An 18,958-nucleotide genomic window follows, 5' to 3' on the forward strand; every position below is an offset into this window, starting at 1 on the left:
TTTTACCGGAGTTTCGCGATGTTCCAGCCGCACCCCATTGCCCTGCAGCAGGGCGCCTTGCGCCTCGACCCGCTGGTCGAGGCCGACCTGCCCGGCCTGCTGGCGTTGGCCGAGGCCAATCGCGAGTCGCAGCAGTACATGAGCGGCACCACGCGGCCGGACTGGTACCGCACGGCCCTGGCCGAGCACCGCGCGCAGACGGCCGTGGTCTTCGCCGTCCGCCTGGCCGGCGAGCTGGTCGGCACCACGCGCTTCTTCGACTTCCATGCGGCGCTGCCGGCCGCCGAGATCGGCTACACCTGGCTGGATGCCGGCCAGCATGGCACCGGCCTGAACAGCATGATCAAGTACCTGCTGCTGCGCCATGCCTTCGAGGACTGGCGCCTGGTGCGCGTGCAGCTGAAGACGGCGGCGAGCAACCTGCGCTCGCAGCGGGCCATCGAGAAGCTCGGCGCGGTGCGCGAGGGCGTGCTGCGCAACCACCGGCGCCTGGCCGACGGCCGCCTCGACGACACGGTGATGTACAGCATTACCGACAGCGAGTGGCCGCAGGTCAAGCAGCAGCTGGAGGCGCGCTTCGGTGCCTGAGCCGGCCAGCGCCGAGGAACAGTCGCGTTTCAGTGCGGTGGCGGAGCTGGACGGTCTCGAACTGCTCAGCGCCCGCTTCATCGACCACAGCTTCGCCCCCCATGTGCACGCCAGCTACGCCATCGCCGTGCTGGAGGAGGGCGCCGAGCGCTACCGCTATCGCGGCGCCGAGCACCTGGCGGCGGCCGGCAGCTTCGCCCTGCTCAACCCGGACGAGGTGCACACCGGCTCCAAGGCCAGCGAGCAGGGCTGGCGCTACCGGGTGTTCTACCCGCACCCCGGACAGCTGCAGGGCCTGCTGGCGGAGCTGGAGCTGCCCCACGGCAGCGCGCCGATGTTCCACGGCAGCGTGCACCGCGATGCCGACCTGGTCGGCGCCTTGCTGCACCTGCACCGCCTGCTCGAATACCCCGACACCCCGGCCCTGCAGCGCCAGACCCGCTGGCGCGAGGTCATGCTGCAGCTGCTGCAGCGCCACGCGCGGGTGCCCGCGGCCCGGGCGCCCGGCCAGGAACCGCAGGCGGTGGCGCGGGCCAAGGAGCTGCTGGCCGCCAGCCTGAGCGAGCCGCCGGCCCTGGAACAACTGGCGCAAGCGGTGAACCTGTCGCCGTTCCACTTTGCCCGGGTGTTCCGCTGCGCCACCGGCCTGCCGCCGCATGCCTGGCTCCGGCAGCGCCGCCTGGAACAGGCGCGGGCCCTGCTCAGGGGCGGCTGCGCGCCGCTGGAGGTGGCGCTGCGCCTGGGCTTCGCCGACCAGAGCCACCTCAGTCGGCAGTTCAAGCAGGCCTACGGCATCGCCCCCGGCGCCTACCGCAGCGCCTGCGTCGGCTGAGGCGCGTCCCGGCCCGCGGCGGATCGGCCTGCTCTGGTGGGAGCGACTTCAGTCGCGATCTTCGGCGAGCCACCATCGCGGCTGAAGCCGCGCCTACGCCAGCATCTGACCGATTGCGCAAGATCGTTCAAGACGTCCGGCGCGCAACCGGCTAGCCTCGCTCGTTCAAGGAGGTTCCATGTCCCGTCATCACGAATTCCTGCAGGGCGCCCGCGACATGCTGCCGATGCTGCTCGGCGCCATTCCCTTCGGCATCATCTTCGGCAGCCTGGCCGGTGCCTCCGGCCTCACGCCCTGGCAGACCATCGGCATGTCCGTGCTGGTGTTCGCCGGTTCGGCGCAGTTCATCGCCATCAGCCTGCTCGGTGGCGGCGCGACCCTGGCCGTGCTGCTGCTCACCACCCTGGTGGTCAACCTGCGCCACGCCCTGTACAGCGCCAGCCTACAGCCCTTCGTGCGCCATCTGCCGCGGCGCTGGCGCATGCCGCTGGCCTTCTGGCTGACCGACGAGGCCTTCGCCGTGGTCCAGCATCGCTACGCCGAGACCGATGCCTCGCCGCACAAGCACTGGTACTTCCTCGGTGCGGCGCTGGCGATGTACCTGAACTGGCAGCTGTGCACCCTGATCGGCCTGGTGTTCGGCCAGGCGGTGCCGAATATCGCGGCCTGGGGCCTGGACTTCGCCATGCTCGCCACCTTCATCGGCATCGTCGTGCCGATGCTGCGCAGTTGCCCGCAGGTAGCGGCGGCGCTGGTGGCCGGGGCGGTGGCCCTGGCCTGTCACGGCCTGCCGTACAAGCTCGGGCTGATGGCGGCGGCGTTCAGCGGCATCCTGGTCGGCGTGCTGCTGGAGCGGCGCAGGCAAAGCCTGCTGGAGGAGCCGCTGTGATGGCCAACTGGACTTTGATTCTCGGCATGCTGGCGATCACCTTCGCCATCCGTTACAGCCTGTTCGCCTTCCCCGACCTGCAGTTTCCGCCGCTGGTGCGCCAGGGCCTGCATTACGTGCCGACCGCGGTGCTCACCGCCATCGTCGTGCCCGGCATGCTGCTGCCGGACGGCCAGCACTGGGCCGTGGGGCTGGACAACGCCTACCTGCTGGCCGGGCTGGCGACCATCGCCATCGCCGCGCTGACCCGCCACCTGCTGGCGACCATCGCCGGCGGGCTGCTGGTGTTCTTCCTGCTGCGCGCCTGGCTCGGGCAGTTGCCGATCTAGAAAGACGAACGGCCTCTTGCGAGGCCGTTCGGGTCCTGTCGGGTGGGGTCAGAAATCGACCTGATAACCCAGGGTGAAGGTACGCCCGCGCCCGGCGAAGTATTGGTCGTCGCGGGTGCTGCCGGCCTGGGCGTAGTAGGTCATGTAGTTGCGGTTGAGCAGGTTCTCGATGCCCAGGCTGGCCTCGCCGACCAGCAGGCGGTAGCCGACGGAGGCGTCCACCAGGCTGTAGCCGTCGAAGTTCAGGCCGGGGCTGTCGAAGCCGCGGCTGGCGTAGTGGTTGACCTGCAGGCGGCTGTTCAACGTGTCGCTCCAGGTGGCCTGCCAGCTCAGGCCGTAGCGGTCCGGGGCGATGTTGGCGCCGTCCAGGTCGGTATCCACGTCGCCGTCGCCATCGGTATCGGAGCGGCCGTCGAGCTGGGCGTAGGTCGCCTGCAGGCGGTGCACGTCGCTGACTTGCCAGCCGGCGGTGGCCTCCACGCCGTCGATCTCGGTGCGCTCGCGGCGCACCTGATAGACCCCGCCGACGCTCTCCAGGCGCGAGCCGAGGTCGGCATCGGACTCGAAGTAGCTGATCTCCATGTCGACCGTCTGCCAGTTCAGGCGCAGGCCGATCTCGCGGTTGTCGGTGACGACCGGCTGCAGGTCGAGGAACTGCTCGACGCTCTGGTCGGGCTGGCCAATGCCGCGCAGCACGCGGCCCACATCGGGCATGCCGAAGCCTTCCGAGTAGTTGGCGAAGACCTGCGCCCAGTCGTTGAGCTGGTAGACCAGGCCGGCGTTGTACAGGGTTTCCTCGAAGTCCGGTTGGCCGCCCTCGACCGCTACGCCGCCGCGCGGGGTGGTGGTGGAGGCGATGGTGTGGAAGCTGTCGACCTCCAGCTCGGCGAACTCGTGGCGCACGCCGCCATGCAGGGTCAGGTTGTCGGTGGCGCGGACCTCGGCCTGGAGGAAGGGCGCCAGGTTCTGGAACACGGTCTCCGGCACCCACTCGCGGTCGGTGGCGATCAGCATCTGGCTGGTGGTGTCTTGCAGGAAGTCCAGGCCGCCGGTGAGCTTGAGAAGGCCGTCGAGCATGTCGTCGCGGCTCAGGGTCAGCTTGCCGCCGTACTTGTCCGACTCGTTCTGCGACTGGTCGAACAGGGTGCCGACCGGGGCGATGCTGGCATCCTGGAACGAGCCGAGGACACCGCCGCCGTAGCGGGCGCGGAAACGCTGGCTGTAGAGCTGGGCGGTGAGCAGGTTGCCGGCCAGGTCGGTGTTGCTGTAGGTCAGGCTGGTGGCCAGCACCTCGTTCTGCGGCGCCTTGCCCAGCGGCTCGCCCTTGCGCGAGGTGGTCGGGATGCCGGCGTCGCGGTCGCCGGGTACGTTGACGTATTGGTGCTCGCCTTCCAGTTCGAAGCGGTTGACCATCAGCGCCAGGTTCTGCTCGGCATCGAACCAGTAGCCCAGTTTGAGCAGCAGGTCGGTGCTGGTGGAATCCATGATGTCGCCCTGGGTATCGTCGACGCCGATCAGTTCGCCGTCGGCGTCGTAGAACATGCCGCGGGTCTGCCCGCTGATGGCGGCCAGGTAGTCCCAGTCGCCTTCGCTGCCTTCGACGCGGTAGTCCAGCTTGTAGCCCAGGCCGTCGCCGTCGAAGTCGTCGCCGGCCTCCAGGCTGACGCCGGCGTGCTGCTTCAGGCTGCCGCCCTGGGGCCGGCGGGTGACGTAGTTGATGATGCCGCCGGTGGCGCCCAGACCGTGTTCGGCGCTGGCGCCGTGGATCACCTCGATGCGCTCGACCATCGACAGGTCGATGGTGTAACCGTCGCGGCCACCGGCGCGCAGCGGGGTGGACTGCGGCACGCCGTCGATCAGCACCAGCGCCGCGCGGCCGCGGAAGGTCTCGCCGGCGTTGCTCAGCTTCTGCCGGCTCGGCGAGTAGGAGGGGATCAGGTTGCTCAGCACCTGGCCGTGGTCGCTGGTGATCGCCAGTTGCTGTTCGATCTGCTCGCGGCTGATCACGGTGATCTTCTGCGGCGTCTTGCCGGCCTCGCTGTGCGAGCGGGTGGCGCTGATGGCGGTGCTTTCCAGTTGCAGGACTTCCTCGGCCTGGCTGGTCGGGGCGAGGAAGGCGAGGGAGATCGAGAGGCAGAGGTGGGTCTTGCGGAACATTGCGTGCTCACTGGGGGAGGTTGGCGATTCTGAGAGGGTACGAAATCTAATCTAATTGCAAACAATTTGCATTAAGATAATGCGGTGTTTCGAGCCATCCTGGGTGTGGCTTTGTCGGGGTCAGATGCTGTCCAATGCGGGACGGCGTTTGCCGCTTCGCTACAGGTACAAGGACGATGACCCCACACTCGCAATTCGCCCTGCTGGGCACCCGGCGCTTCCTGCCGTTCTTCATCACCCAGCTGCTCGGCGCCTTCAACGACAACGTGTTCAAGCAGGGGCTGATCTTCGTCATCCTGTTCAACATGGCGTTTTCGGACAAGACCGGCAACCTGCTGGTCAACTTCTGCCACCTGCTGTTCATCCTGCCGTTCTTCCTGTTCTCCGCCCTGGGCGGGCAGTTCGGCGAGAAGTTCGCCAAGGACGCGCTGATCCGCCTGATCAAGCTGGCCGAGATCGCCATCATGCTGGTCGGCGCCGCCGGTTTTTACCTCAACAGCCTGCCGCTGCTGCTGCTCGCGCTGTTCGGCATGGGCACCCATTCGGCGCTGTTCGGCCCGGTGAAGTATTCGATCCTGCCGGCCACCCTGCGCGAAGAGGAACTGGTCGGCGGCAATGCCCTGGTGGAGATGGGCACCTTCCTGGCCATCCTCGCCGGCACCATCGGCGCCGGAGTGATCATGTCCGGCAGTCATTCCGCCGGCCTGGTGTCCGCTGCCATCGTGCTGGTCGCCTGTCTCGGCTACCTGGCCAGCCGCAACATCCCGCGCTCGCACGCGGCGCTGCCGGAGCTGGTGCTGGACTGGAACATCTTCCGCCAGACCTGGGCCACCGTGCGCCTGGGCCTCGGCCAGCGCCCGGCGGTGTCGCGCTCGCTGCTCGGCAACTCCTGGTTCTGGTTCATCGGCTCGATCTACCTGGCGCAGATTCCCGGCTTCGCCAAGGACCTGCTGCACGGCGACAAGACCGTCATCACCTTGATCCTCACCGTGTTCTCGGTGGGCATCGCCCTGGGCTCGGTGCTCTGCGAGCGCCTGTCCGGGCGCAAGGTGGAGATCGGCCTGGTGCCGTTCGGCTCGATGGGCATGACCGTGTTCGGCATCCTCCTGTGGTGGCATTCGGCGGGCTTCCCGAGCGCGGCCGAGCCCTATACCTGGCTGACCCTGCTGGGGCAGGGCCAGGCCTGGTGGCTGCTGGCGGACATCCTCGGCATCGGCATCTTCGGCGGCTTCTACATCGTGCCGCTGTATGCGCTGATCCAGTCGCGCACGGTGGAAAGCGAGCGGGCCCGGGTGATCGCCGCCAACAACATCCTCAACGCCCTGTTCATGGTGGTGTCGGCGCTGGTGGCGATGCTGTTGCTCAACGTCGCCGGGCTGTCGATTCCGCAGCTGTTCCTGGTGGTGTCGCTGATGAACATCGCGGTCAACGCCTACATCTTCAAGATCGTCCCCGAATTCACCATGCGCTTCCTCATCTGGCTGCTCAGCCACTCGATGTACCGGGTCAGGCACCAGGGGCTGGAGGCGATTCCGGACGAGGGCGCGGCGGTGCTGGTGTGCAACCACGTGTCCTTCGTCGATGCGCTGCTGATCGGCGGTGCGGTGCGCCGGCCGATCCGCTTCGTCATGTACTACAAGATCTACAACCTGCCGGTGCTCAACTTCGTCTTCCGCACCGCCGGCACCGTGCCGATCGCCGGGCGCAGCGAGGACGCGAAGGTCTACGAGCAGGCCTTCCAGCGCATCGCCCAGTACCTGGCGGACGGCGAAGTGGTGTGCATCTTCCCCGAGGGCAAGCTGACCACCAGCGGCGAGATCGACGAGTTCAAGGCCGGGGTGGAGCGCATCCTGGCCGCCAACCCGGTGCCGGTGATCCCCATGGCGCTGCAGGGCCTGTGGGGCAGCTTCTTCAGCCGCGCGCCGCACAAGGGCCTGTTCAAGCGCTTCTGGTCGCGCATCACCCTGGTCGCCGGCCAGCCCATGCCGGCCGATACCGGGCGCCTGGTGCTGCAGGAGCAGGTGGCGCAGCTGCGCGGCGACGTGCGCTGAGCCTTGGCACAATGGATAAGCCTGCCGATTGGCGGGCTTTTTTCTGTCTGAGTCTCAGTGACTGAGCTTCAGTCCCAGCAATCCAGCGACGATCAGGCCGACGCTGAGCAGGCGCAGCAGGGCCATCGACTCGCCGAACAGGATGATCCCGGCGATCACCGTGCCCACCGCGCCGACTCCGGTCCAGATGGCGTAGGCGGTGCCCAGCGGCAGCTCCTTCATCGCCAGGCCGAGCAGGGCCAGGCTGACGATCATCGCGCCGACAGTGAGCAGGGTAGGGAGGGGGCGGGTGAAACCGTCGGTGTATTTCAGGCCGACGGCCCAGCCGACTTCGAACAGGCCGGCGAGAAACAGGATGATCCAGGACATGGCTGGCTCCGCAGTGAGGCTACGAATGCGGGCCGTCCCGGGTGGTCACTCGCGCGGAGTGGCAAGGTCGTCCTTGCGCTGTGCGTTATTCTGCACATCGCCCTGCACAGGGCAAGCTCGGAAGGACGAGCCGGCCCCGGCAGGTGTTGCCAAAGTTGTCAGATTCCCTCTGGAATCTCCTCGCCACCCAGGGCTTCGAACAGCGCCGGCAGGAAGTCGCAGAAGGTCAGCATCATCAGGGTGAAGCTGGCGTCCAGCTGGCCGAGGTTGTCGTCGCCGCCGTCCTGGGCCGCCTGGTCCTGCAGCAGGTCCTCGAAGCGCAGGCGCTTGACCACCAGCTTGTCGTCGAGGACGAAGGACAGCTTGTCCTGCCAGGCCAGGGACAGCTGGGTGACCAGCTTGCCGGCGGACAGGTGCAGCTGGATTTCCTCGCTGGTCAGGTCCTGGCGCTTGCAGCGCACCACGCCGCCGTCTTCGGCGGTGTCGCGCAGCTCGCATTCGTCGAGGACGAAGAAGTCCGCCGCGGCCTGCTGCGACTTGACCCAGTCGGTCATGGTCGCGGTCGGCGCCATCTTCACCGTCAGCGGGCGTACCGGCAGGCTGCCCATGACTTCACGCAGGGTCGACAGCAGGTCTTCGGCACGCTTGGCGCTGGCCGAGTCGACCAGGATCAGGCCGAGCTTGGGCGCGATGGCGGCGAAGGTGGCCGAACGGCGGACGAAGGCGCGCGGCAGGAAGGACATGATGATCTCGTCCTTGAGCTGGTCGCGCTCCTTCTTGTAGACCTTGCGCATCTGTTCGGCTTCGATCTGCTCGACCTTTTCCTTGAGTGCGTCGCGTACCACGCTGCCCGGCAGGATGCGTTCTTCCTTGCGCGCGGCGACCAGCAGGAAATCACCACTGACATGCACCAGCGGCGCGTCTTCGCCTTTGCCGAAGGGGGCGATGAAACCGTAGGTGGTCAGCTCCTGGCTGGCACAGGAACGTGCCAGCTTGGTGGCTAGGGTAGCCTCCAGCGCTTCGGCATCGAAAGGCAGATCCTGGGTCAGGCGATAGACAAGCAGGTTGCGGAACCACATGGGGGTGACACTCCAATTGCGCAAAGCGCGCATTATTCTCTGCCGGGGCGGATTGTCCAAGCTGCAGTCGAGTCTTCCTCTACGGGAAATGCCGAGTAGCCCCCGTTCTCCTAAGCCTTTGGAACTGCTGAAAATTTTTTTTGAAAAAGAGCTTGCCAAGGTTCGGGGTGCTGTCTAGAATGCGCCCCACTTCGAGAGTGAAGGGTGATTAGCTCAGCCGGGAGAGCATCTGCCTTACAAGCAGAGGGTCGGCGGTTCGATCCCGTCATCACCCACCATCTCGCTCACGAGGTTACGCGCAGCGGTAGTTCAGTCGGTTAGAATACCGGCCTGTCACGCCGGGGGTCGCGGGTTCGAGTCCCGTCCGCTGCGCCATACATAAGCCTTGGTTAGACTGAAGACCAGGACTGGAAGAAACGACCGCAAGGTCGTTTTTTTTTGCCCGCGATTTGCTGCCAGTGGCTTGCCTGGCGGTGCCTATTGGCGGAGCCGGCGCACAAGCTGAACTAATCCGCTGTTCATGGTTCCTACTGGCGTAGCCAGTAATTGGCGCAGGCTGCTAAGCTCGCCCACTCACCGATAGCCTGCTTCAGGGCGCTCCAACAAGGATCAAGCATGAAACAACATCGTTTAGCCGCGGCGGTTGCCCTGGTAGGCCTGGTACTGGCCGGTTGCGATTCGCAGACCAGCGAAGTCGAACTGAAAACCCCGGCGCAGAAAGCCTCCTACGGCATCGGCCTGAACATGGGCAAGAGCCTGGCCCAGCAAGGCATCGACGACCTGGACCAGAAGGCCATTTCCGCAGGCATCGCCGACGCCCTCGGCAAGAAAGAGCAGCAGTTGAAGGACGAAGAGCTGGTCGAGGCCTTCACCTTCCTGCAGAAGCGTGCCGAGCAGCGCATGCTGGCGCTGAACGAGGAAGCGGCCAAGGCCGGCAAGAAGTTCCTCGAGGAAAACGCCAAGAAAGACGGCGTGACCACCACCGCTTCCGGCCTGCAGTACGAAGTGCTGAAGAAAGCCGACGGTGCCCAGCCCAAGGCCACCGACGTGGTCACCGTTCACTACGAAGGCAAGCTGACCGATGGCACCGTCTTCGACAGCTCCGTCGAGCGCGGTAGTCCGATCGATCTGCCGGTCAGCGGTGTGATCCCGGGTTGGGTCGAAGGCCTGCAGCTGATGCATGTCGGCGAGAAGTACAAGCTGTACATCCCGAGCGAGCTGGCTTACGGCGAGCAGAGCCCGAGCCCGACCATTCCGGCCAACTCGGTGCTGGTATTCGAGCTGGAACTGCTGGCCATCAAGGATCCTGCTGCCCAGCAGTAAGCCTGATGCTTGTACGCAACGCCCCGCCTGGTCGGGGCGTTGTCGTTTCTGCGTCCTTGGCAGAACGCCGGGCTGACCAGGCGGTCTGAAAAGGAGGTAAGCGGCGAGTCGGTGTTACGGTTATGCACATTCGCCCCATCGCTCGCGCCGCGCTGACTGTTACGTTGTTCATGAGCTATGCCCAGTCGCTAACTGTATGATTTTTAATGACTTTAAGGCTTGAGCAAAAAATGCCCGATCTGTGCCGGGGCCGCATGAGACGGGCGTTTGAATGACTCATCAAGAATCTGTGCACAAGGTTATCCACAGCTTTGGTGGATAACCCCAATCGGCCCAGCAGGCACGCGGGTTGTGGAGAAAAACCATGAATATGGCGAAGCATTTGCAGCGTTACCTGCAGGCCGCGCAGGCTGTGCTCGAGCGCGGCAAGTTGCCGCGGCTGCTGGCGGCCGTGGCACAAAAGGGCGCCGGCAATGCTGCGCGCCTGGGGCGGGTGCGCGGGGATCTGCAGTTGCTGCTGGGCTTGTGCACGGCCTGGTGGCGCGGCGAATACCGGGTCATCAGTACTCGGGCCCTGGTGAGCATCGTGGCTGGCTTGCTGTATTTTCTGACGCCCCTGGATGCGCTGCCGGATTGGCTGCTGGGCATCGGCCTGCTGGATGACCTGGCGGTGCTGGCCTGGCTCCTGCGCACCTGGCAGGGCGAGCTGGATGCCTACCGTGCCTGGCGCGAGGCGCAGGCGCCGACGCAGCTGGAGCGCATCGAGGCGCTGCCGACGGCAGAGGATGCGGGACAATCCTGAGCTACTGTTCAGGTTATGGGGCGCCGCTTCGTCACTCTTGTAACGGTAGGGCGCGATGGGTCACCCTCTGTGTCGGGGCCAGTTGTTAAGATGACGGCCTGCAGGAGGGCGTCGAGTCAGTCGGCGCTGCAGTCCACGGAGAGCGTTAATGAGTGTGCAAGTGATCACGCGGGACGGTGAGGCCGAATATGCCGTACTGCCCTGGGCCGAATACCAGGCGCTGCTGCAGGCCGCCGGACGTGCCATACCCGCCGCGCCGCAAGAACCGACCGCCGCTGCTGCGCCGTTGAACCAGCTGGCCGCGCTGCGCGAGGCGCAGGGCCTGTCCCAGGCCGACCTGGCGCGGGCCGTGGGCATCAGCCCGCACTACCTGAATCTGTTCGAAAGCGGTGAGCGCCAGCCGGATGGGGCCATTCTGCGCGCCCTGGGCCGGGTGCTCGGGGTGAGCGCCTGGGAGCAGGGTTCTTGAGCGTGCGCATCCACCGTCAGCACTGGCAGGCGCTGCTGGTCGAGCTGGAGGATGCGCGGCGCCAACGTCATCTGCTGACCTATCGGGCCCTGGTCGAGCGTTTGCAGCTGCCGACCCCAGCCATGCAGACCCTGACCGCCGCACTGGAACACCTGGCGGCGCTGGATGCGCGGGCCGAGCGGCCGCTGCGCAGTGCGCTGGTGATCAGCCAGGGCGCCAGCCGCCTGCCGCGTACCGGCTTCTTCGAATGCGTCACCCGGCTCGGGCGCTTCAGCGGGCCTTCCGACGGCATTGCCGCGGCGTCCTGGCATGCCGCCGAAGTGGCGCGGGTCTTCGAATTCAGCTATCCGGCCGGGGAAGCCTGAGTGCTCTGGCGGCTGCGCGCCCGGCTGGGCTATTGGCTGGCACGCCGGCTGTTCCATTGGCGCTGGCTGATGCAGCAGCCGCGCGCCTGGGCCTGGATGCAGGGACAGTTCGCGCGCATGGCGGCGCAAGGCCATGTGCCGGCGCAGAGTTTCTACGGCCACTTGCTGCTGTTCCGCGGCCAGGGCCTGGGCGCGCGGGATGAAGGGGTGCGTCTGCTGCGCCTGGCGGCGAGCGGGGGCGACGGCAAGGCCGCCTATCAGCTCGGCCTGCTGAGTCTCGCCGGCGACAGTCGACAGGCGCCGGATGGCGTCGAGGCGGCGCGCTGGTGGACCCTGGCCGCGACCGCCGGTCATCCCCTGGCCGCCCATCGCCTGGCCAGGCTGTACCGCGAGGGCGCGCCGGGGCTGGCGGCCGATGCCGTGCTGGCGCAGCGGTTCGAGCAGCGCGCCAGTGAGCTGGGCCTAAGCTGACAGGCTGTCCAGCACGTGCAGGCTGTAGCCCGGCACGGCCTTGGCGTGGCGCTTGGCCTCCGAGGCCAGACTGGCCAGCTGGCTGGCATCCAGCTCGGCACAGGCCGATTCCCGCAGCTGCACCACGCCGACCGACAGCGACAGCAGGGGAAACTCCTCGCGCCGGCCCTGGCGGTTGTGGGCGACGAAGCAGCCGGCCCGCAGGTGTTCGTCGCGGTAGAAGCGCCGGCACTGGCCCTGGAAGTCCTCCAGCAGTAGCTGGATGCGTTTGCGCCAGTCCGCCGAGCCGAGCACCAGCATGAAATCGTCGCCGCCGATATGGCCGACGAAGTCGCGGCTGGGGTCGACCCGCTCGTTCAGGCACTGCGCCAGGCACAGCAGCACCTCGTCGCCGCGGGCGTAGCCGTACAGGTCGTTGAACGGCTTGAAACTGTCGATATCCACATAGCACACCGCCGCATCGCGGCCCTGCTGCAGCAGGCGGGTCAGGCACTGCTGGATCGGCACGTTGCCCGGCAGCAGGGTCAGCGGGTTGGCGTGGCGAGCCTGCTGGATCTTCAGCTCGGTGATCAGCTTGAGCACGTCGATCACCCGGCCCAGGCCGCGGTAACGGCCCTGCTGGGTGATGATGAAGTCTTCCTCGATGCGCTGGCGCGCGCGGCTGGTGAGCAGACGGCTGACTTGCTGCAGCGACTGGCCGAGGTCCACGGCGAGAAAGTCGGTGCTCATCAGCCGGCTGATCGGCTTGCGCGCGAACAGATCGGTGGCGAACGGCTTGAGCAGGGCCTCCGACAGGGAATTGCGGTGGATGATGCCGAGCGGTTGCTGCTGCTCGTCGAGCACGGCCAGGGAGTTGAGGTTGGCCTGGGCACGAAAGGCCTCCAGCACCTCGGCCGTGGCCGTGCTGTGGCTCACCGCGGGTTGCTCGTTGAGCAGGGCGCTGAGGTCGGCGCTGTCCTCGCCGAGGCTGCCGATCACGCTGTCCAGCTGTGGCAGCAGCTTGCGTGCGTCACGTGGCGGCTGCTCCTGCGGCCGGCTGAGCAGGTAGCCCTGCAGCAGGTCCACGCCCATCTCGCTGAGCACGGCCAGTTCTTCCGCCAGCTCGATGCCCTCGGCGATCACCTGGGCGCGCGAGGCCTTGGCCATCTTCAGGATGGAACCGACGAATTCGCGCTTCACCGCGTCCTGGTGGATGCCGTCGATGAAGTGGCGGTCGATCTTCACGTAGTCCGGGCGCAGCTCGGACCACAGGCGCAGGCTGGAGTAGCCGGCGCCGAGGTCGTCCAGGGCGATGGAAAAGCCCATGGCACGGTAGTGATGCAGGGCGGTGTCGAGCAGGGCGAAGTCGTCGATCGGCGCCTGTTCGGTCAGCTCGATCACCACCCGGTCCGGGGTGATGCCGAATTCCTGCAGCAGCTTGAGGGTGCGCCCGGGCTGGTGGGTGGGTTCCAGCAGGGACTCGGGGGAGACGTTGAGGAACAGCTTGCCGTCCAGTTGCAGGTCACGGAAGCGGCGGCAGGCGCTGCGCCGACTGGCCAGTTCCAGCTCGCTCAGGCGGCCGCAGTTGCGCGCCACGCTGAACAGGGCGATGGGTGAGTGCAGCGGGCTGTTGGACGGCCCGCGGGTGAGGGCCTCGTAACCGAGGATGCGCCGGTCGGCCAGGGCAATGATGGGTTGGAACAGGCTGTGCAAGTCGCCGTGAGCGAGGATCTGATCCAGCGCGCTCAACTGCTCGGTGACGGTCATGGTGAATCTCGACTGGCCGGAAAAAGAAAAGGGCCGGTAGTGCTACCGGCCCCTTTATTTCACGACAGAACGATGACGCTTTGATGACGTCTGCGCCGCGCCTCAGTGCTTGGCCACCTGGGTGTCCATGCCCAGGTAGTCGAGCAGGATGCGCCCGCTTTCGGTCAGGTAGGCGTCGTCTTCCGGCTTGGCCTTCTCCGGCTCGACGGGGAGGCTGTCTTCGTCCTCCTCCTTGATCTCCTTGAGCAGCTCTTCGCCCTTGGCCGTGCGCTTGGCGTTTTCCAGGGCCAGTTGACGGGCCTCGATGCTGGCGCGCTGGCTGCGCCGGGTCTGCTCGTTGAGGCTGATGCTGGTCTGCTGCATCAGCTCCTGGGCCAGGGCCAGGCGCTCGCGGGTGAAGACGAAGTCCGGGTTGCTGGCGGTACGCGCATCGTGACGGGCCTTGAGCTCGGCGAGGAACGGCTTGAACGGGTCGACCTCCGGCTTGATCGCGGCGCGGATGCTGTCCCACGGCATGGCTTCGGGCAAGGCGCTCTCGCCGATTTCCTGGGTGTCGACCATGTCCGGATAGGCGATGTCCGGCAGCACGCCCTGGTGCTGGGTGCTCTGCCCGGAAACCCGGTAGAACTTGGCCAGGGTCAGCTTCAGTTCGCCGTGGTTGAGCTCCTGGATGGTCTGCACAGTGCCCTTGCCGAAGGTCTGGCCGCCTAGGATCAGGCCGCGGTGGTAGTCCTGCATGGCGCCGGCGAAGATTTCCGAGGCGGAGGCCGACAGGCGGTCGACCAGCACGGCCAGCGGGCCGGTGTAGAACACCCCGGGCTCCTCGTCGGCCAGCACGTCGACGCGGCCGTCGCTGTTGCGTACTAGCACGGTCGGGCCCTGGTCGATGAACAGGCCGGTCAGTTCGGTGGCTTCCTGCAGGGAGCCGCCGCCGTTGTCGCGCAGGTCGAGAACCACGCCGTCGACCTTTTCCTGTTTCAGCTCGGTGAGCAGGCGTTTGACGTCGCGGGTGGTGCTCTTGTAGTTCGGGTCGCCGGCGCGGAAGGCCTTGAAGTCGAGGTAGAAGGCCGGGACCTTGATCACCCCGAGCTTGTAGTCGCGGCCGTCATGCTTGAGCTTGAGCACCGACTTCTGCGCCGCCTGTTCCTCCAGCTTGACCGCCTCGCGGGTGATGCTGACCACCTTGCTGGTCTGGTCGCTGGCGGCGTTGCTGGCCGGGATCACTTCCAGGCGCACTGTGGAGCCTTTCGGCCCGCGGATCAGCTTGACCACTTCATCCAGGCGCCAGCCGATCACGTCGACCATATCCTTGTCGCCCTGGGCCACGCCGATGATCTTGTCCGCCGGAACGATCTGCTTGCTCTTCTCCGCCGGGCCCGCGGGCACCAGGCGCACCACCTTGACGTATTCGTTGTCCGACTGCAGCACGGCGCCGATGCCTTCCAGCGACAGGCTCATGTTGATGTCGAAGTTCTCCGCGTTGTCCGGGGAGAGGTAATTGGTGTGCGGGTCGTAGGTCTGTGCGAAGGCGTTGATATAGGCCTGGAACACGTCTTCGCCGCTGGTCTGGTCGAGGCGCTTGCGCTGGTTCTGGTAGCGCTTGGTCAGCAGCTCCTCGATGGCCTTGGGTTCCTTGCCGGCCAGCTTGAGGCGCAGCACCTCATCCTTGACGCGCTTGCGCCAGAGGTCGTCGAGTTCGGCACGGTTCTTCGCCCAGGGTGCGTTTTCGCGGTCGACCAGCAGGCTTTCCTCGACGTTGAAGTCCAGTGCCTCGGTGTTCTGCAGCAGCTTGAGGGCGTAGTCCAGGCGTTCCTGGACGCGCACCAGCTGGCGCTTGTACATGAGGAAGCCGGGTTCCAGGTCCCCGCCTTTGAGCAGGTCGTCGAATTTGTTGCGCCACTGGTCGAATTCTGCGATGTCGGCGGCAGTGAAGTAGCTGCGCGCCGGATCGAGCATCTTCAGGTAGCTCTCATAGACCTTCTGCGAGCGCGTATCGTCGAGCGGTGGCTTGTTGTAGTGGTGGCGCTTGAGCAGCTCGACCACGTTCAGGCTGGCGATGATCTGCTCGCGGTCGGGCTGCAGGTAGTCCCAGTTCTCCGGGCCGGTCTTGGCGGCTGCCGGCAGGGCGTGCAGGCCCAGGACGAGGGCGAGGGCGGTGGTGGAGAAGGAACGCAGCATAGTGATTCGACGCGATGGCAGGTGATAACGCATATTAGGCCGTCTTTTGAGCGCCCGGTTCCATCCGAACCCGGCAGCATAATGCAGAAATCCCGGCACACTGCGCCGGGAGGCACATTCACTATGGAGGCAGCATGAGGGCATTGCAAGGCGTCGAGGGGCAGGTTGAATGGTGCGAGCGGCCCAGCCCGGCCTGCGATGTGGGGCAGATTCGCGTGCGCGTGGCGGCGGCCGGGCTGAATCGCGCGGACCTGCTGCAGCGCGCCGGAATGTACCCGCCGCCGCCCGGTAGCAGCGACATCCTCGGTCTGGAGTGTGCCGGGGTGGTCAGCGAAGTCGGTGCCGGCAGCGCCTGGCAGGTCGGCGACCGGGTCTGCTGTCTGCTGAGCGGTGGCGGCATGGCCGAGGAGGTGGTGGTCGACGCCCGCCATGCCCTGCCGGTGCCGCAGGGGCTGTCGCTGGCCGAAGCGGCGGCGCTGCCGGAGGTGTATGCCACCGCCTGGCTCAATCTGTACCAGCTGGCGGCCCTGAAACCGGGCGAGAAGGTGCTGCTGCATGCCGGTGCCAGTGGCGTAGGCTCGGCGGCGATCCAGCTGTGCAAGGCCTTCGGCAACCCGTGCTGGGTCAGCGTCGGTTCCGCCGAACGGCTGGCCTATTGCGAGAGCCTCGGCGCCCAGGGTGGCGCGCTGCGTGGCGAGAACCTGGAGAGCCTGCGCGATTTCGCCCCGTTCGACGTGATCCTCGATCCGGTCGGCGCCGCCTATGCCGAGCTGAACCTGGCTCTGCTGGCGCGCGACGGGCGCTGGGTGAGTATCGGCCTGATGGGCGGCAGCAAGGCGCAGCTGGACATGGCCCTGCTGCTGGGCAAGCGCATCCAGCTGAGCGGTTCGACCCTGCGCAACCGCGACGACGAGTTCAAGGCCGCGCTGCTCAGCGATCTGGGTCAGCATGTCTGGCCGCTGTTCGCCGAAGGGCGGCTGAAGCCGCAGCTGGAGCAGAGCTTCGCGGCCAAGGACGTGCAGGCCGCCTTCGCCGCCCTGGCGAGCAATCAGGTGTCCGGCAAGGTGGTCTTGCTGATCGACGAGAGCCTGGTCTGAACGACCAGGCGTGTTCGTTCAAGGCACGTCGATACAGCGCAGGCTGTCAGGTTCGACGGCCTCCCGCTGTGGGTCATAGGTGAAGTGCAGAAAGCGGTTCCAGCCCTCCGTGCGCTTGTGCTCGCCGAATGACCAGATGCACTGGCGCAGGCCGTTGCCCTCGCAGCTGAAGCTGCGCACGCTGCTGCTCTGTGGCTGAAATGACCAGCTCAGGTAGCTGGCGATGAAGTCGCCGACCGTCACCGGATTGTTCAGCGTCCCGCCAGCGGGGTGGGTGGAGGTGCCGTTGATTTCACAGGCCAGGTGGGTCTCTGGGATCTCGGCGCTCGCCAGGCGGCTGAGGGCACGCAACGCGCTGCGTGTGTCCTCATCCAGCGGTTGCGCGGCGGCGCAGGTGGTCAAGGCCAGTAGGCAGAGGCCGGTGCTCAGTGTGGTCACGGGGGACATGCTGCGGTGCTCCCTGCAGCGCATGAAAACAGAGGTGCAGCCTAGCCGGCCTGAGCGGCGAGCGCTCAGGCACAGTGCGCACTTCGCATGGGGCGCTTTAGTGCCAGGCGAGGATAGGCCAACCCGCCTGCTCGGCATGGGCGCGCAGGGTCGGGTCCGGGTTGACCGCGCGGGGGAAGTCCACCAGCCCGAGCAGCGGCAGGTCGTTGCGCGAGTCGGAATAGAAGTAGGTGCCGGCCAGGCTTTCCCCTTGCTGCTCCAGCCAGGCCTGCAGGCGCAGCACCTTGCCTTCGCGGTAGGTCAGCACGCCGCGGGTCTTGCCGCTGTAATGGCCGTGCTGCTGCTCCAGGTCGATGGCCAGCACTTCCGCGATGCCCAGACGCTCGGCGATGGCGCTGACCAGGAAATGCGCCGAAGCGGAGATCACCAGCAGGCGGTCGCCGGCGGCGCGGTGCTGGGCCAGGCAGCGCATGGCATCGCTGTAGATGATCGGCTCGATGACGTCCTCGACGAAGGGGCCGACGACGAACTCGACTTCCTCCTCGGTACGGCCCACCAGCGGCGACAGGGTGTAGGCCATGTACTCCTCCATGGCCAGCTCGCCCCGGGAATAGAGGGCCATCAGCTCCTGCTCGCGGGTCAGGAAGCTGTCTGCGTCGACCCACTGGATGGCGGCCATGTGCTTGGCCCACAGCGAGGCGCAGTCGCCGTCGATCAGGGTTTCGTCGAGGTCGAAGATTGCCAGGGCCATCATGCCACCTCCCGGATTGCCTGCTCGTCGATGGTCAGGCCGATGCACTGGCCCTTGCCGATCAGGTCGCCTTCGCGGCGGTTGAGCACGTCGACCACCAGTTGCACGCCATTGGCCTCGACGCGGTAGCGGATGACGTTGCCGAGCAGGCTGTGGCCGAGGACTTCCGCGGCGATGGCGCCGCTGTGGTGCAGCTGGATGGCCTCCGGGCGGATGGCGATGCGGCTGCTGACCGGGCGCAGCAGCAAACGGCTGGCGGTTGGCGCGTCGAGCAGGTTGTAGTTGCCGATGAAACCGGCGGCGAAGGCATCCACCGGCGCGGTGTAGAGGGTCTCGGCGGAACCGCTCTGGACGATCCTGCCGGCGTTCATCAGGAAGATGCGGTCGCTCAGGGTCAGCGCCTCCTCCTGGTCGTGGGTGACGAAGATAGTGGTCAGGCCGAGGTCCTGCTGGATGCCGCGGATCTGCTCGCGCAGGTGCTTGCGGATGCGTGCATCCAGCGCCGACAGCGGCTCGTCGAGCAGCAGCAGGCGCGGGCGGGTGACCAGCGAACGGGCCAGGGCTACCCGTTGGCACTGACCGCCGGACAGCTGGTGCGGGTAACGGCTGGCGAAGTCGCCCAGCTCGACCATCGCCAGGGCCTCCTGCACGCGCTGGGCGCTTTCTTCCTTGCCGACCTTGTGCATGCGCAGGCCGAAGGCGACGTTCTGCGCCACGCTCATGTTGGGGAACAGCGCGTAGCTCTGGAACACCATGCCGATATCGCGCTTTTGCGGTGACAGCGGCACCAGGTCCTGACCGTCGAGGAGGATCTGCCCACCGCCCACGTCGGTCAGGCCGGCGATGCAGCGCAGCAGGGTGGACTTGCCGCAACCGGAGGGGCCGAGCAGGGTGACGAACTCGCCCTGGGCGATTTCGCAGTTGATGTCGCTGAAGATCGAAGTTGCGCCGTAGCTTTTATGCAGGCCGCGGATGCTCAGGTAACTCATGAGAAAGTCCTTTAAGTCTGGTACTC

At 66.5% G+C, this 18,958-nt stretch carries 19 protein-coding genes and 2 tRNA genes; 13 read left to right on the top strand and 8 right to left on the bottom strand.

What is annotated here, in order from left to right; translation table 11 throughout:
* Positions 1 to 18: 18 nt before the first annotated feature.
* The 4 genes from F3I16_RS06675 (at position 19) to F3I16_RS06690 (ending at position 2,638) form a co-directional block, all read left to right on the top strand.
* Positions 19 to 588 (top strand): GNAT family N-acetyltransferase, encoded by a 570-nt coding sequence (locus tag F3I16_RS06675; protein WP_160492954.1) that lies wholly within the window; start codon positions 19 to 21, stop codon positions 586 to 588.
* A complete protein-coding gene (locus F3I16_RS06680) occupies positions 581 to 1,420 on the top strand; it encodes an AraC family transcriptional regulator (RefSeq protein ID WP_160492955.1) in 840 nt (279 codons plus the stop codon). The genes F3I16_RS06675 and F3I16_RS06680 overlap by 8 nt, the downstream gene beginning before the upstream one ends.
* A gap of 178 nt (positions 1,421 to 1,598) precedes the next feature.
* On the top strand, positions 1,599 to 2,309 hold the full coding sequence (locus F3I16_RS06685) for an AzlC family ABC transporter permease (protein WP_160492956.1): 711 nt from the start codon (positions 1,599 to 1,601) through the stop codon (positions 2,307 to 2,309).
* On the top strand, positions 2,309 to 2,638 hold the full coding sequence (locus F3I16_RS06690; RefSeq protein ID WP_160492957.1) for an AzlD domain-containing protein: 330 nt from the start codon (positions 2,309 to 2,311) through the stop codon (positions 2,636 to 2,638). The genes F3I16_RS06685 and F3I16_RS06690 overlap by 1 nt, the downstream gene beginning before the upstream one ends.
* Before the next feature lie 48 nt (positions 2,639 to 2,686).
* On the opposite strand, the gene F3I16_RS06695 is transcribed toward F3I16_RS06690, so the two are convergent.
* Positions 2,687 to 4,795 carry a TonB-dependent receptor gene (locus F3I16_RS06695; RefSeq protein WP_160492958.1) on the bottom strand — a complete coding sequence of 703 codons (2,109 nt, stop codon included), beginning with the start codon at positions 4,793 to 4,795 and terminating at the stop codon, positions 2,687 to 2,689.
* Positions 4,796 to 4,971: 176 nt separating this feature from the next.
* Between F3I16_RS06695 and F3I16_RS06700 the strand changes: the two genes are divergently transcribed.
* Positions 4,972 to 6,846, top strand: a complete 1,875-nt coding sequence (locus tag F3I16_RS06700; RefSeq protein ID WP_160492959.1) for a 1-acyl-sn-glycerol-3-phosphate acyltransferase — start codon at positions 4,972 to 4,974, stop codon at positions 6,844 to 6,846.
* Between the two features lie 54 nt (positions 6,847 to 6,900).
* On the opposite strand, the gene sugE is transcribed toward F3I16_RS06700, so the two are convergent.
* On the bottom strand, positions 6,901 to 7,215 hold the full coding sequence (gene sugE / locus F3I16_RS06705) for a quaternary ammonium compound efflux SMR transporter SugE (protein WP_160491130.1): 315 nt from the start codon (positions 7,213 to 7,215) through the stop codon (positions 6,901 to 6,903).
* Between the two features lie 158 nt (positions 7,216 to 7,373).
* A complete protein-coding gene (gene rdgC / locus F3I16_RS06710; RefSeq protein ID WP_160492960.1) occupies positions 7,374 to 8,294 on the bottom strand; it encodes a recombination-associated protein RdgC in 921 nt (306 codons plus the stop codon).
* A gap of 202 nt (positions 8,295 to 8,496) precedes the next feature.
* Here rdgC and F3I16_RS06715 point away from each other — a divergent pair.
* The 7 genes from F3I16_RS06715 (at position 8,497) to F3I16_RS06745 (ending at position 11,724) form a co-directional block, all read left to right on the top strand.
* Positions 8,497 to 8,572, top strand: a tRNA-Val gene (locus F3I16_RS06715).
* A gap of 20 nt (positions 8,573 to 8,592) precedes the next feature.
* Positions 8,593 to 8,669: transfer RNA gene (locus F3I16_RS06720), tRNA-Asp, on the top strand.
* A gap of 240 nt (positions 8,670 to 8,909) precedes the next feature.
* Complete coding sequence (locus tag F3I16_RS06725; protein ID WP_160492961.1) at positions 8,910 to 9,617, top strand: FKBP-type peptidyl-prolyl cis-trans isomerase; 708 nt, start codon at positions 8,910 to 8,912, stop codon at positions 9,615 to 9,617.
* Positions 9,618 to 9,981: 364 nt separating this feature from the next.
* A complete protein-coding gene (locus F3I16_RS06730; RefSeq protein ID WP_160492962.1) occupies positions 9,982 to 10,419 on the top strand; it encodes a YkvA family protein in 438 nt (145 codons plus the stop codon).
* Between the two features lie 148 nt (positions 10,420 to 10,567).
* Positions 10,568 to 10,888: a helix-turn-helix transcriptional regulator gene (locus F3I16_RS06735; RefSeq protein ID WP_160492963.1), complete on the top strand. Its 321-nt coding sequence runs from the start codon at positions 10,568 to 10,570 to the stop codon at positions 10,886 to 10,888.
* Positions 10,885 to 11,253, top strand: a complete 369-nt coding sequence (locus tag F3I16_RS06740) for a hypothetical protein (protein ID WP_160492964.1) — start codon at positions 10,885 to 10,887, stop codon at positions 11,251 to 11,253. The genes F3I16_RS06735 and F3I16_RS06740 overlap by 4 nt, the downstream gene beginning before the upstream one ends.
* Complete coding sequence (locus F3I16_RS06745; protein ID WP_160492965.1) at positions 11,254 to 11,724, top strand: SEL1-like repeat protein; 471 nt, start codon at positions 11,254 to 11,256, stop codon at positions 11,722 to 11,724.
* On the opposite strand, the gene F3I16_RS06750 is transcribed toward F3I16_RS06745, so the two are convergent.
* Positions 11,716 to 13,470 (bottom strand): bifunctional diguanylate cyclase/phosphodiesterase, encoded by a 1,755-nt coding sequence (locus F3I16_RS06750; RefSeq protein WP_160492966.1) that lies wholly within the window; start codon positions 13,468 to 13,470, stop codon positions 11,716 to 11,718. The two genes, F3I16_RS06745 and F3I16_RS06750, sit on opposite strands and share 9 nt — an antisense overlap.
* Positions 13,471 to 13,572: 102 nt before the next feature.
* Positions 13,573 to 15,648, bottom strand: a complete 2,076-nt coding sequence (locus F3I16_RS06755) for a carboxy terminal-processing peptidase (RefSeq protein ID WP_160492967.1) — start codon at positions 15,646 to 15,648, stop codon at positions 13,573 to 13,575.
* Between the two features lie 134 nt (positions 15,649 to 15,782).
* Between F3I16_RS06755 and F3I16_RS06760 the strand changes: the two genes are divergently transcribed.
* Complete coding sequence (locus F3I16_RS06760) at positions 15,783 to 16,745, top strand: NAD(P)H-quinone oxidoreductase (protein ID WP_160492968.1); 963 nt, start codon at positions 15,783 to 15,785, stop codon at positions 16,743 to 16,745.
* 18 nt (positions 16,746 to 16,763) lie between these two features.
* Here the strand turns inward: F3I16_RS06760 and F3I16_RS06765 are convergent, their stop codons facing one another.
* The 3 genes from F3I16_RS06765 to F3I16_RS06775 form a co-directional block, all read right to left on the bottom strand.
* The gene (locus tag F3I16_RS06765) at positions 16,764 to 17,192 is read right to left on the bottom strand and encodes a hypothetical protein (RefSeq protein WP_160492969.1); all 429 of its coding nucleotides are present in this window, start codon (positions 17,190 to 17,192) and stop codon (positions 16,764 to 16,766) included.
* Positions 17,193 to 17,289: 97 nt separating this feature from the next.
* A complete protein-coding gene (locus tag F3I16_RS06770; RefSeq protein ID WP_160493396.1) occupies positions 17,290 to 17,943 on the bottom strand; it encodes an HAD family phosphatase in 654 nt (217 codons plus the stop codon).
* Positions 17,943 to 18,932 carry an ABC transporter ATP-binding protein gene (locus F3I16_RS06775; RefSeq protein ID WP_160492970.1) on the bottom strand — a complete coding sequence of 330 codons (990 nt, stop codon included), beginning with the start codon at positions 18,930 to 18,932 and terminating at the stop codon, positions 17,943 to 17,945. The genes F3I16_RS06770 and F3I16_RS06775 overlap by 1 nt, the downstream gene beginning before the upstream one ends.
* Positions 18,933 to 18,958: the final 26 nt, after the last annotated feature.

The organism is Pseudomonas sp. L-22-4S-12 (assembly GCF_009799935.1).
Classification (GTDB): Bacteria; Pseudomonadota; Gammaproteobacteria; order Pseudomonadales; family Pseudomonadaceae; genus Aquipseudomonas.

Coding starts and splice junctions, on each gene's coding strand:
- F3I16_RS06675 (WP_160492954.1), top strand. CDS start 19: ATGTTCCAGCCGCACCCCATTGCCCTGCAGCAGGGCGCCTTGCGCCTC.
- F3I16_RS06685 (WP_160492956.1), top strand. CDS start 1,599: ATGTCCCGTCATCACGAATTCCTGCAGGGCGCCCGCGACATGCTGCCG.
- F3I16_RS06690 (WP_160492957.1), top strand. CDS start 2,309: ATGGCCAACTGGACTTTGATTCTCGGCATGCTGGCGATCACCTTCGCC.
- F3I16_RS06695 (WP_160492958.1), bottom strand. CDS start 4,795: ATGTTCCGCAAGACCCACCTCTGCCTCTCGATCTCCCTCGCCTTCCTC.
- F3I16_RS06700 (WP_160492959.1), top strand. CDS start 4,972: ATGACCCCACACTCGCAATTCGCCCTGCTGGGCACCCGGCGCTTCCTG.
- sugE (WP_160491130.1), bottom strand. CDS start 7,215: ATGTCCTGGATCATCCTGTTTCTCGCCGGCCTGTTCGAAGTCGGCTGG.
- rdgC (WP_160492960.1), bottom strand. CDS start 8,294: ATGTGGTTCCGCAACCTGCTTGTCTATCGCCTGACCCAGGATCTGCCT.
- F3I16_RS06725 (WP_160492961.1), top strand. CDS start 8,910: ATGAAACAACATCGTTTAGCCGCGGCGGTTGCCCTGGTAGGCCTGGTA.
- F3I16_RS06730 (WP_160492962.1), top strand. CDS start 9,982: ATGAATATGGCGAAGCATTTGCAGCGTTACCTGCAGGCCGCGCAGGCT.
- F3I16_RS06735 (WP_160492963.1), top strand. CDS start 10,568: ATGAGTGTGCAAGTGATCACGCGGGACGGTGAGGCCGAATATGCCGTA.
- F3I16_RS06750 (WP_160492966.1), bottom strand. CDS start 13,470: ATGACCGTCACCGAGCAGTTGAGCGCGCTGGATCAGATCCTCGCTCAC.
- F3I16_RS06755 (WP_160492967.1), bottom strand. CDS start 15,648: ATGCTGCGTTCCTTCTCCACCACCGCCCTCGCCCTCGTCCTGGGCCTG.
- F3I16_RS06760 (WP_160492968.1), top strand. CDS start 15,783: ATGAGGGCATTGCAAGGCGTCGAGGGGCAGGTTGAATGGTGCGAGCGG.
- F3I16_RS06765 (WP_160492969.1), bottom strand. CDS start 17,192: ATGTCCCCCGTGACCACACTGAGCACCGGCCTCTGCCTACTGGCCTTG.
- F3I16_RS06770 (WP_160493396.1), bottom strand. CDS start 17,943: ATGGCCCTGGCAATCTTCGACCTCGACGAAACCCTGATCGACGGCGAC.
- F3I16_RS06775 (WP_160492970.1), bottom strand. CDS start 18,932: ATGAGTTACCTGAGCATCCGCGGCCTGCATAAAAGCTACGGCGCAACT.